Here is a 10782-nt window from a genome sequence, read left to right on the forward strand (position 1 = left end):
AGACGGTCTCCGGATCGCGAAGGCGGCCTGCCCGGCATGACCGTAATCACCCGGTTGTGGCCACCTTCTGAGACTGCGGATTTTCGTTTAGCCACCCGTCATTGTTGACGTCAGTAACGACGTCGTCTGTTGCCCGACGCGGCACCCGCCGCTTCCAGTCACGCTTGCGCGCGACCATCTCCGCATTTCGAGACGCGGCCCGACCAATCCATTTCGCCAGACTGGTGACGCCTTGGCGTCAGACCGAGGAATGCTCCCACATCCAAGGTCTTACTGAACCTGTGCGGCTCATCGACAAGTGCCACAAAGTTGAGAGAGACGACCGGGCCGACGCTGTCAACGGCGTTCACACTTGTACAGATAGGTCGTCACTCGGACCAATGAGTGCGACTACCTCATCCGATGACAGCAAAATCTCACCGTCGATACCGATGGTCAGGCCAGCGTCGGGAATCATCGACGCCATCGCGCATGTCTCGATGAGGCGGAGTGCGGCCGGTTGGGTATTTGTGTCGAGCCAAAACAGGGAAACTGGCTCAATGGCACCGCTTTTGCAGTGCAGTACCCGCAGCAGATCGCCCGCGATTTTGCTCACGCCGGTCCCGGCAGCCCACACTTCGTAGAGCTGGCGCACGTCCGCTGCGTATGTTTTCCCCAACGCGTCCCTACGCGCGTCCCGGGCTGTCTCCTCCCGTTCGACAGTTTCCATTATGCTGTTGTTCTGGTTGTTCATTTCGGGCTCCTTCTTTTAGAATACGTATGTCTTCTGGCGTGATATGCAAACAGATCTTGGCCATGACAGTTGCCTGCTGCCGCCAGCGTTGTGGAACGGCCAGCGTCCCGGGTCTCCCATCCGCCTCGCGCCCTTTCATGTGTGTTAAAAGAATTCTGGCGCCTCGGATTCATCGAGGGGCGGCTCAAGGTCATGAACTTCCGGGATCAGGCCTGGGCCTGTTTCCCGGGCATCTGGCGGGGTCGCCTTGATCGGCTCTGCGCGCATCTCGCGCCCAGCATTCAGCACGTCGAGCCAGTCCTTGCAGACCGACGTCGAGCCGCTGATCTGCGCAGGCGGGGCATGGCGCACCACGGTGGGCAGAAGGGCCCGGAGCTTTTCATGCATCGCCGCGCCGGCATCATCGTTGTCAAAGCCGGAGAACACCTTCCTGCTGTCAGCCAGACGGCGCAGGGCGGCCTCGGTCATGGGGCCGAAGCCACCGCCGGTCGAGACGTAGATCGTGTCTAGCCGCGCCTCCAACTCGGCCAGGGCCAACGCATCGAGGCCGCCCTCCACCACGACCATGCGGGTGGCGGTCACTGGATCGCCCAGCACGTTCACCGTCTTGCGGCCGCCCTTGGCAAAGCGCGCCGCGTTCTTGCGGCCGTCCTTCTCCCACCGCTGTTCGAAACCCGTGATGTCCCCGGTGTCGAGGTTGCGGTGGGCGAAGTAGACCCCGCCGAACACGCCCGATCTGACCTCATCCGGAAAGCGTTCCAAGGTGCTGCGCGAGATGCCGCGCTCTTCGGCATAGCTGCGTGCCGTACTGGTGAAATGGGGCGCCTCCTGCCACCTCCGCCGGGCGTCGGTATGATCGTCCCGTTCCGGGATCCTGGGGGCTGGTGCGGCAGGTGTCGGGAGCGGACCAGTGCCGAGGATCGCGCGGAAGGCAGTGCGGGCGTGACCGACTGTCTTGCCGGGGTTGTCCTGGAGCCAGAGATCGATCACCGAACCCGACTGGCCGGACTTGTTCGAGGTCCAGAGCCATTTGCCGTCGATCCGGGAGCATTTCAGCGTGTCGTTGCCGCGGGTGTAGATCCGGTATCGCGTGCCGTGAGGGTCGGAGCTGTCCCGATGCGTGCGAGAGACATCGGACCAGCCGCCCAGACCTGCGATCACGCCGATGTCGGTCCGCTTCATGTCCTCCAGTTCGCTCCAGTCGTTGGCGCGTACCTGCTGCTGGAGCCGGTGCGTGCCGTCCCGGTCGTGCCTTGATGCATCCGGGGCAGGCTGAGGGCTTGCGACCGGCGGGCGGCCGGGTTTGCGCGGCGGTGTATCCTCAGCCGGTTTTGGTTGCGTACCGCCGAGGATCGCCTCAGTCGCTTTCCTCGCCTCCTCGGTGATATTGGCCTCGATCGCTCTCTCGCGGTCCGCCGAGGTGTCCAGATGATCCTTGAGTGCGGCGTCCGCTTCGCGGGCGAGGCGGCTTGCCTTTTTCCGTTCCCTCTCGAGGATCTCGTCAGCAAGGGTCTGGATTTCCGGGGAAACGCCGGTGACCGGGAGGCCGCATCTTGCGGCTTCGACGGCGATCCCGCGGATGTATTCCGGCGGCCCGGAAGGGACGATGGCGCTCCAGCCCTTCGCCTTTGCCATGGCGACAGTGGCCTTGATGGTGGCCTGCGTAACAGCCGAAGTTGAGATCCTGTTGCCATGATCGACGACCGTGCTGTTGTCCTGGAAGGTGATCTGCGGCGGCTTGCCGCTCAGATCCACGTAGCGGATCTGCTGAGCAACCTGGTCGTCGAGGTGCAGGCCCGTATACATTCTGCGCAGCAGCGTCAGCTTGAAGGCTGCGGACCTTGCCGTTTTCTCATCTTCCTTCGATGTCGTCCCGGTTACCCCTGCAGTCTCGACATGGACGGGTCCGGAATCGCTTTCGGGCTCGCTTGCCGGATCCCTGTAGGGTCCGAATTTCCTCTGCAGGGTGTTGATCGAAAATGCCTGGCCAAAGGCGGAGGCCTTTGCGAACTCTGCCGATCCGGCGAGATGGACCCGGGCCCCGGAGCCATGCTTGCGATACCGCAGGCCGAGGGTGGCCAGTGTCCGGTGGAGGCTGTTCCAGTCCTGCGCCTTGGCGACGGCTTGCGCGAAACGGTCTTTCAGGGCGGGGGGAATGTCCTGGCTGAAGGCCGCGAAACCGTGGTGCTTCTGGAAGGCGATATCGCCAGCCGACGGTTCGCGCGCGCCCTTCGCGCGGTCCTGCTTCTTCTTCTCCCAGACGTCATCGTTGCGCCGGAGGCTGACCGTCAGCTCGCCGTTCTCGTCTGTCACGTCAAAATCGAAGCGGCCGCGGTCATGTGACCACCCTTGTTTCATTTCGATCTCGCGACAGGCCAGTTCCGCCTTTTGCTGATCGTTCGATTTGGACCAGGTCTTGCCGGTTGTCGGGTGAACGGTGTTCACAACGGCATGGATGTGCCGACGGGGGGTGTCATTGTGGATCCCGATGACGACCTGATGGTCTTCGAGGCCGAGCGTCCGGACCAGGTGGTCCATCGCTTCGACCATCTGATCTTCGGTCGGCCGTTCGAGCGGGTGCCACGACAGGACGAGGTGATAATAGGGCTTCTGGACCCGACTGCTGAGTTCCGATGTCAGAAGCATTTCTTTGGCCGCGTTCTGCCAGTCGCCGCTGCACAGGTTTCGAAGCTCGACCCGGGTGGCCTTGCCGCAGACATAGTGGACCCCGGGCGCAAAGGCATCACGGCCGCCCCCGGAGCCTTTCTCGCCTGGCTTTTTGATGATTTCGCCAATCATTGGAGGGTCTCGCGGATTTCCTGGCCAAGGGCCTCGATCAGGAGGCGCGTTTCTTCGAGGGCACGAACCGCGTGGGCATCCAGGTTCCTTATGCGGCCCTGGTTCACGGCCTTGGCGATCTGATTGATATTGCTGCCCAACTTTCCGAGTTCGCCAAGCACCCTGATCGTGTCCTTCCGGGTGACCGCGTGGAAATGGAAATCGCCAGCAATGAGTGCGCTCAGGTAGTCCTGACCCTTGGAAAACCCGGCTTCAGCGGCGCGGATCTTGAAATTGCGGAGTTCTTCGTCCGTCACCCGTTTTCCGATCCGGTTCGTTGCGCGCCGCCTGTCCGATCGCGGTTTGCCGTCTCCTGCCTGCGCCATTGTGCTGGTCCCTACACTTCGCATGGTGTGATGCGCTCGGTTGTCTCGCGGTCCGCACCCTGTTTTCCGGACCAGCGAAAGAGACCTTCTTCCATACAAAATTCTTTATGAAATCAGCGTCTTCAGCTCCCATTTTACGAGGTTCCCGTGAAAATCCCGAACCCTTTGTCGCCGCCTTTTTTTCTGTTTTCTTCGGTTCCTCCCCTCCTACCGCCCCGGAGGCTGATCCGCCGATGCCGCAGGCAGAGAAGTGATCAGCCAGACTGAAAGACCTTTCAGTCTATGTGACACCCTGTTCTGCCATCGGTTGTTCTGAAGGTCTGGGTTGACGTGCAGGTGTCGACCAGGCGGGTCGTGACCAGGTATCCCCCCACGCCTCCCGCTCCGAGGCAAACCAGGGCAACGATGCCCCCGATGCTGGCGGCGGTCATGAACTGCTGCTTGCTGATGCGGTCAGCCGTAGCCTGAGAGCGCTGCACCACGGTCTGCGCGAGCCGGTCCGCCGCCTTTTCGACCGCGCGCGCAATGGCCTGATCAGCCTTGGCGGCGACGGCCTTCTCCACCCCGGCAACGGCCGCCGTCACCTGGCCTGGCAGGGATTCAACGGCCCTGACAATTTCGCGACGGGCCGCGGCATTGGCCAGAGCATAGTGGTCAAAGGTCATGATCACCGGCCAGATCTCATCGCGATCGCTCAGGCCGAGTCCCGCCTTGACGCAGCGCAGCCTTGCTCTGTCGGTATCACTCGGTGCCCGACGGTAGATCAGCTCGAACAGGGGCTGCGGGAAATCGTCAGCCATTGTGAAGAAGGCCCGCCTTTTCCAGTTCGCCCGTCCATGCACGGAGCGCTGATCTGGCGCGCATCTTCATCAGCAGGGAGGCATCCTTGACGTTGTCGATCTCGCCGATGTGCATTTTGGCAGTGACCAAGGCCTCAACGACATTGCGATCGAGGGCGGGCATGTCGAGGATGATTGCCTGGCGCAGATCGGCTTTTTCCGCCCAGCTGTCGAGGCGGTCAAACGGCGCGTCGACGCGGTGATTTCGCACGATGATCCAGTCGGTAACCTCGGTCGGCAGGCGCGTGAGTTCATCGTTCAGGGCGACGATTCCATCGCGGCCCTGATCGATGACGAACAGGATTGTCAGGCGTCCGTCGACCGCCTTCATCAGGCTCTCGATGTCCACCGTCCCCGCCGCGGATCCTGCGCCAGTGAACCCGGCGGTGGTGTCGGATCCACCGGCTGGGAGATCGATGAGCACGTCACCGGGGGCCGCGAGGAAAGCCTCGATCAGCGCGTCGATGCCCTCGGGCTTCCGGGCATTGATTCTCAGGACGGGCGCCGGCTTGTTGTCGAAATGTCTGAACAGTCCAGGATTTTTGGCGTCGCCGTCAATCAGTGTCACAGGGTGTTTTGCGCCAAGAAATGACGCCGCGGTGAGCTGCGCAATGTGGCTTTTCCCGGTACCTCCCTTATCACCATGAACCAGTATCATTCGCTTCATCTGCGTGTCCTCTTAGATGTTGTCAGGGTCTGCACGAAAGTCGCTGTATGTTTCCCGGGGGGGTGCCCTTTTCGATGCAGCTTGAACATCCATATGATCCACTTTCCGAGATCCGGAAGTAGTTTCCCCACAATTTTTTCTTCTGCCGCTGTTTTTTATTTTTGAAAGTCCGGAAACGTCCCGGGATTCGCGCCAGTAGCGCTTGAAAGTCGTCAACGTGAGCCGCGTCTCCTCCGGTAGCCGCGCGCGGATGATTTCATAGACACCGTCCAGCCGGGCGCCATCCTTCAGCAGGGAGTGAATGTCCTCAGCAAGTGCATGTATGATTCCTCTGGTGGTAATCGGCCGATCCGCTGGTCGTGCCTTTGCAAGATCCTTTCTGATCTCTTCCACAATATTCTTCGGGTTTGCCATGGCGCTCAGGTTCCTTCCACGTTCGAGTGATGCCTGATTGCTGTATGGTCCTAAAAAGGAGGTTTTCAACGACTTGTCCCCATGTTTCTATTGTGCTGTTGAAGTGTCCCCTTGTGTTGCCCATAGTGGCAATAAGGTAGCTATTGAAATCGCTATTGGGTTATCCCAATATCTTAGCAGGGTATGCAGACGGGTGACCGTCTGCCCAAGCCCCGCGGGGCTTGGCCTGCCCCTCCTCATGATCAAGCCCCGCGGGCCAGATCATGAGGAGGGGACAGAGGAACATTCGGCGCGGCTGACGCCTCTTCTCATGTTCCTTTTCCGGGGCGGTAGGGGGGGGACTGTGCAAGACCAGAGGCCGGGAGCATAGCGTGACTGGGCGCCTTCCGGGCTGGTCCGGCAGGGGCTTCCGATCTGATCCCGTCACCGGTTCCGGGGCATCCGGTCACCTGTCGCCGCCGAGGATCTGACGCTGCTGCGATCCCCTGGCGGACTATGCGAGCTTCCTGTGAGACGCGGGCGGGCCGATAAAAGGACTGATGATGGGAAGTTGGGCGCACCTCAGGAACCGCATGGCATCTCTTCGCCGACCCGTCTGACGCATGCGCCAGGCCGTGCCGGGAAGAGATGACGCGTGAACCTGCGCTGTTAAGCGGCGCAGACCATGGAAAGCGAATTCACCTCGAGATCGCCGTCCGTATCGGGATCCGCGCTCGTGTCGCCAAGACTTGTGCCATAGATCAGGTCCGACAGGCTGATAAGCAGAGCGACGGCATTGCGGATAGCAACCTGCGTGTGTTCCCCGTCAGTGTTCGCTACCCAGAAGCGGTGGCTGCCGATCAGACAATGCAGAAATGCCTCGCGATCGGTGTCCGCTTCGATTCCAAGACCGAAGCTGATCAAGTGCGCCGAAAACACCAGGGCCTGATCCGCCGGATGCTGAATCGGGGCCGCTGCAGCGGCAAGGGCTGTAGACATCGCCGAGGAGATGGCAGCGTCGGATGCTGCCACGAGGCCCAGAAACTCGGCGTCGGACGGGGCCGAACCGGCGAGGTCCTCCTCTGCCAGAATGGCGGCGGAGAGCGCTGCCGACATCGTGGCGTAGGCCAGGCTTGCGGGCGATTTTGGCGGGGCGCCGCGCATTGCAGCAAGATGGATGCAAGCGCACGTGGCTTTGACACCGACGTCGTGCATGTTAGTTAAGCAGTTAGCCATTGGAGGATCTCCTTGAAAGATCTGAAGTTGGTCAGGGCGGAGATGAGAGTTCCAAGCTCTTGCTTCCGCCCGACTTTTATGACATTAAAAATTGTATCAGTCAATAAAAAAGAATCACCGTGATGCGCCCTGTAGGCCGACCGAAAGCGGACACCGAGTCCCTTACTCTGAGACTGCCACGCGATCTGATAGCCCAGATCGACGAGCTCCGGCGCATCGAGGCCGACCTGCCAAATCGCCAGGAAATGATCCGCCGAATCTTGATCGGGTATGTCGAAACGCGCCGTGCGGACGTGCCGGAATAGCTCCAACAGCTGACCACCTTTGGGGAGCGGGCGCTCCGGCTCGCGCCATGGATTGCGCAGCTTGACTTGGGGGTAGCGAAACGCCACCTTTGGTGTCAGGAGGTGTCTCATGGCCCAATCCGTGAAATTTGCTGACGACAGACTCGTCGATGACGCGCGCGCCATGGCCGAGATCCAGAGCCGGTCCCTTGCCGGCCAGATCACGCACTGGGCGCGGATCGGCCGTGCCATTGAGCGCTCCGGCCGATTTGATCACACCAGGCTGTCCCGGGTGCTCGCGGGCGAGGTCGAGACGACCGCTCTCACCCCCGAAGAAAAGGCGGTCTGGTCGGAACGGTTCCTGGTGAAGATGTCGGACCCCGGACCCGCGGAAGACGCTTTTTTCGCAGAGCTGCGCGCGAGCGGCAAGGCCGTCGGTCTCGATGCGTCCGGCAGGATCATCCACGCGGAAGCGCAATCCAGGGAATGAGCCCCACGCTGATCCTGCTGGCCGGTCCCAATGGGTCCGGCAAGTCGACCCTCTACCGGACCCGCGTGGCACCTGCCTTTGCAGGCGCTTTCATCAATGCCGACATCATCCAGCGCGAAGAACTCGGCGACGACAGTCCCGAGGCAGCTTACAGCGCCGCAGGGATTGCCACGCAAAGACGAAACGAGATCCTTTCAAGGGGTGGCGATTTCGCCACCGAGACGGTCTTTTCGCACCCCTCGAAACTCGATCTCGTGAACGAGGCGCGCGCCAGGGGCTACACCGTCTGGGTGATGCATGTGGGCGTGGATAGCCCTGACCTCTCGGTGGCGCGGGTCGCCCACCGGGTCGGGACCGGTGGACACGGTGTTCCCGAAGGGAAAATACGCGAGCGATATGCCCGTTCGGCACCCCTCGTCCGCGCGGCCGTGCGGCTCGCCGAGACGGGCCTCGTCTATGACAACTCGGTGGCGGGTCAGCACCCCGAAGCTTGTCCTGACATTCGAAAGAGGGCTCCTTATCCGGGTCAGGCCCAATCCTCCGGCTTGGATCGCGAAGACCTACGCTGAAGAACTTTCCACGTGGAAGGGGTAGACACGCATATGCCTGAATCGCGTCCAACCATCAGGCCTCGGGATCTCGACGAACTCCCGCCTCGTCGGATAAATCTCGATACGCAGGCCCTCTAGTCGTCCACAACACGGAGGTCTTCCTCCGCCAGCGGCCGCTGCAGCACCTTCGCCTCGGCCCAGGGGGCTGACAGCCACGCCTTCCATTCCTCCGCCCCGGTCAGGATCACGGGCATGGCCTTGGGGTGGACCCGCGCGACCACCGCGTTCGGCTCGCAGGTCAGAAAGGCATAAAGGTCATCGGTCGTCTCGCCATCTTTCAGCTTGCGCAGGCTTTTCCACTGCGGAACCCAGACCCCTGCGAAGAATGCCGGGCGGTCACCCGGCACTTCGAACCAGGCGTTTCCTGCGCCCTTGCCTGCACGGGGTTCGGCGAAGCGGGTCAGGGGCACCAGACAGCGGTTTTCCGGCCGCAGCCAGCGCCGCCAATGGGCAGAAGAACGCAGGGGCATGGACCGCAAGACACAGCTCGCAAATGTGGCATTCGGCGGCGACTGGGCAGAGCAGATCGAGCCGCGAGAAGCAGTGGCGTCGGCCTTGCACACCCTGCAGCGGGGGGGTGCCGCAGCCACAGACCGGGACCCGCGCAGCCCGGCGGTGCTTGTGGCGGTCGACTTCCTGTGCGGGCGGATCGCGCGGGGGCATCTGATGGCGCAGTCCTGGCGCGCCGCTGCCGACCTCGCGGACCAGGGGCAGCGTCAGAAGGCGCTGGAGGCGGTCCTGCGCACCATCAGCTGTGGGTTGGGCGCGGCGAAGCAGGACCGCAGGTGAAAGGCGACCAATGGCACCGCCGCGCTCGGCGGCCAAGACGTTGGGACGCTGTAGGGACGGCCGTCGCTGACGGCACATTTGCGAAAACCGGGATCTTTTCGGCTACCTGCCGGAAAACCCTCAGGAAAACCGGCACGACGGGTGTGCGAAAAAGTGAGCCTTATCAATATATTGAAGGGTTTCCTCTTGCGATTTCATTTGATTCCGCATCGGGGACCGTGTAGTCAGGCTGACATGATCATGATCGTCACCATGGGCGCCTCGCGCCGAATACCCGGCTAGGCCGCCCCGGCGGCGCCTTGCCGCCTGCCATCCGATCCTTTTCCATCCCGCAATCGTCCCTCCAGCCAGGCCCTCGCGCCTGCTGCTTTGGAGTGTCCCGTCACCCCTGGTGAACCCCATGCCTTTGCCTCAGCAGCGCACTGCCCATCCCGAATCCCTCCGGATCATCGCAACCGTTCCAAGGGTCTTCGGCCGCCCGCCGCTGAACCCGCGCCAGTCGAGCCTGGCGCACGGATTCCTGTGCGGGCCTGGCTGGCATCCGATCCTCGAGGAGATGGCAGTCCAGCTGGATCGGGTGGTCCGGGAAGATTGGCTGGAACAGTTTGGCGTCTGGCATGCGGCCGAGCACGTCGGCGTCCTGCATATCCGCCACCAGGCCGTGTCAAAGCCCTGGTTGCCGCTGCCGAGAGGGCATCGCTGCTTGTCTGCGAGGACTGCGGGGTGCCGTCGCGGCATCAGGTCCGGGATGGGTGGGGCACGACGCTTTGCGACGCGTGCCATGCCGCCTGCTTGCGGTGCGTGTCTGTCGCCCCTGAACCGCCCCGGGTTTACCGGAGGGTGGTTTGTTCAATGACTACGCGACCATATCGAGTGAGTTCAGGTTTGCATAGAACGCCTCCTCTGCTTCTGCGGGTGGGATGTATCCGATTGGGCCAAGCAGGCGGCGGTTGTTATACCAATCGATCCATTTCAGCGTTTCCCATTCGACCTCGCGCATTGATTTCCAGGGGCCGATCTGGTTGATGACCTCTGTCTTGAACAGGCCGATGACGCATTCAGCCAAGGCGTTGTCATAGGCATCGCCAACTGTTCCAACGGAAAGGTCGATCTCGGCCTTGGCCAGGCGTTCGGTGTATTTGATCGACAGGTATTGTGATCCGCGGTCCGAATGGTGGACCAAGCTCTTGTTATCCGGCGTCTTTCTTTGCCAGATCGCTTGCTCCAGCGCGTCGAGCACAAACTGGGTCTTCATCGATGTCGAGACGCGCCAACCGACAATACGACGTGCAAAGACGTCGATGACGAAGGCCACGTAGACGGTGCCGGACCATGTGGGCACATAGGTGAAATCTGAAACCCACAGCTTGTTCGGCCGATCCGCCATGAACAGCCGGTTCACCTTGTCGTCCGGGCAAGGCAGAGACGTGTCAGGATTGGTCGTGATGACCTTCTTGCCACGGACCACGCCCCTGATGCCCAGATGGCGCATCAATCGTTCCACGGTGCAGCGGGCGGCGTCTTCACCCTGCCGTCGCAAAACATGCCAGATCTTCCGCGCGCCATAGAGCTTGCG

General features: G+C 61.8%; 14 protein-coding genes and 1 pseudogene. 4 read left to right on the forward strand and 11 right to left on the reverse strand.

Features of this window, described 5'->3' with window-relative positions; all coding sequences use genetic code 11:
• Positions 1 to 164 precede the first annotated feature (164 nt).
• The 8 genes and pseudogenes from RNZ50_00585 to RNZ50_00620 form a co-directional block, all read right to left on the reverse strand.
• Positions 165 to 332, reverse strand: a pseudogene (locus RNZ50_00585) (transposase).
• 14 nt (positions 333 to 346) lie between these two features.
• Positions 347 to 733, reverse strand: a complete 387-nt coding sequence (locus tag RNZ50_00590) for a hypothetical protein (GenBank protein MDT8853550.1) — start codon at positions 731 to 733, stop codon at positions 347 to 349.
• 144 nt (positions 734 to 877) lie between these two features.
• Positions 878 to 3532 (reverse strand): relaxase/mobilization nuclease domain-containing protein, encoded by a 2655-nt coding sequence (locus RNZ50_00595; protein ID MDT8853551.1) that lies wholly within the window; start codon positions 3530 to 3532, stop codon positions 878 to 880.
• Positions 3529 to 3897 carry a plasmid mobilization relaxosome protein MobC gene (mobC, locus tag RNZ50_00600; GenBank protein MDT8853552.1) on the reverse strand — a complete coding sequence of 123 codons (369 nt, stop codon included), beginning with the start codon at positions 3895 to 3897 and terminating at the stop codon, positions 3529 to 3531. Before mobC ends, RNZ50_00595 begins: the two co-directional genes overlap by 4 nt.
• A 275-nt stretch (positions 3898 to 4172) precedes the next feature.
• A complete protein-coding gene (locus tag RNZ50_00605) occupies positions 4173 to 4697 on the reverse strand; it encodes a hypothetical protein (protein MDT8853553.1) in 525 nt (174 codons plus the stop codon).
• Positions 4690 to 5403, reverse strand: a complete 714-nt coding sequence (locus tag RNZ50_00610) for a hypothetical protein (protein ID MDT8853554.1) — start codon at positions 5401 to 5403, stop codon at positions 4690 to 4692. Before RNZ50_00610 ends, RNZ50_00605 begins: the two co-directional genes overlap by 8 nt.
• 12 nt (positions 5404 to 5415) lie before the next feature.
• The gene (locus tag RNZ50_00615; GenBank protein ID MDT8853555.1) at positions 5416 to 5886 is read right to left on the reverse strand and encodes a hypothetical protein; all 471 of its coding nucleotides are present in this window, start codon (positions 5884 to 5886) and stop codon (positions 5416 to 5418) included.
• Between the two features lie 579 nt (positions 5887 to 6465).
• The gene (locus RNZ50_00620) at positions 6466 to 7032 is read right to left on the reverse strand and encodes a hypothetical protein (GenBank protein ID MDT8853556.1); all 567 of its coding nucleotides are present in this window, start codon (positions 7030 to 7032) and stop codon (positions 6466 to 6468) included.
• Positions 7033 to 7154: 122 nt separating this feature from the next.
• Between RNZ50_00620 and RNZ50_00625 the strand changes: the two genes are divergently transcribed.
• The 3 genes from RNZ50_00625 to RNZ50_00635 all read left to right on the forward strand — a co-directional run bounded on the left by RNZ50_00625 (position 7155) and on the right by RNZ50_00635 (position 8375).
• Complete coding sequence (locus tag RNZ50_00625) at positions 7155 to 7337, forward strand: ribbon-helix-helix protein, CopG family (GenBank protein MDT8853557.1); 183 nt, start codon at positions 7155 to 7157, stop codon at positions 7335 to 7337.
• A 109-nt stretch (positions 7338 to 7446) separates the two neighbouring features.
• The gene (locus RNZ50_00630) at positions 7447 to 7806 is read left to right on the forward strand and encodes a hypothetical protein (GenBank protein MDT8853558.1); all 360 of its coding nucleotides are present in this window, start codon (positions 7447 to 7449) and stop codon (positions 7804 to 7806) included.
• The gene (locus RNZ50_00635) at positions 7803 to 8375 is read left to right on the forward strand and encodes a zeta toxin family protein (GenBank protein ID MDT8853559.1); all 573 of its coding nucleotides are present in this window, start codon (positions 7803 to 7805) and stop codon (positions 8373 to 8375) included. Before RNZ50_00630 ends, RNZ50_00635 begins: the two co-directional genes overlap by 4 nt.
• 116 nt (positions 8376 to 8491) lie before the next feature.
• Here the strand turns inward: RNZ50_00635 and RNZ50_00640 are convergent, their stop codons facing one another.
• Positions 8492 to 8887, reverse strand: a complete 396-nt coding sequence (locus RNZ50_00640) for an SOS response-associated peptidase family protein (GenBank protein ID MDT8853560.1) — start codon at positions 8885 to 8887, stop codon at positions 8492 to 8494.
• Between RNZ50_00640 and RNZ50_00645 the strand changes: the two genes are divergently transcribed.
• Positions 8886 to 9206, forward strand: coding sequence for a hypothetical protein (locus RNZ50_00645; protein MDT8853561.1), 321 nt, complete (start codon positions 8886 to 8888; stop codon positions 9204 to 9206). The two genes, RNZ50_00640 and RNZ50_00645, sit on opposite strands and share 2 nt — an antisense overlap.
• Positions 9207 to 9588: 382 nt before the next feature.
• On the opposite strand, the gene RNZ50_00650 is transcribed toward RNZ50_00645, so the two are convergent.
• Both RNZ50_00650 and RNZ50_00655 read right to left on the reverse strand, forming a co-directional pair.
• The gene (locus RNZ50_00650) at positions 9589 to 9852 is read right to left on the reverse strand and encodes a hypothetical protein (protein ID MDT8853562.1); all 264 of its coding nucleotides are present in this window, start codon (positions 9850 to 9852) and stop codon (positions 9589 to 9591) included.
• A 210-nt stretch (positions 9853 to 10062) separates the two neighbouring features.
• Positions 10063 to 10782: IS3 family transposase (locus RNZ50_00655; protein MDT8853563.1), on the reverse strand; the 720-nt coding region annotated here is incomplete at its 5' end.

The sequence above is a fragment of the Paracoccaceae bacterium Fryx2 genome, from assembly GCA_032334235.1.
Lineage (GTDB): Bacteria > Pseudomonadota > Alphaproteobacteria > Rhodobacterales > Rhodobacteraceae > JAVSGI01.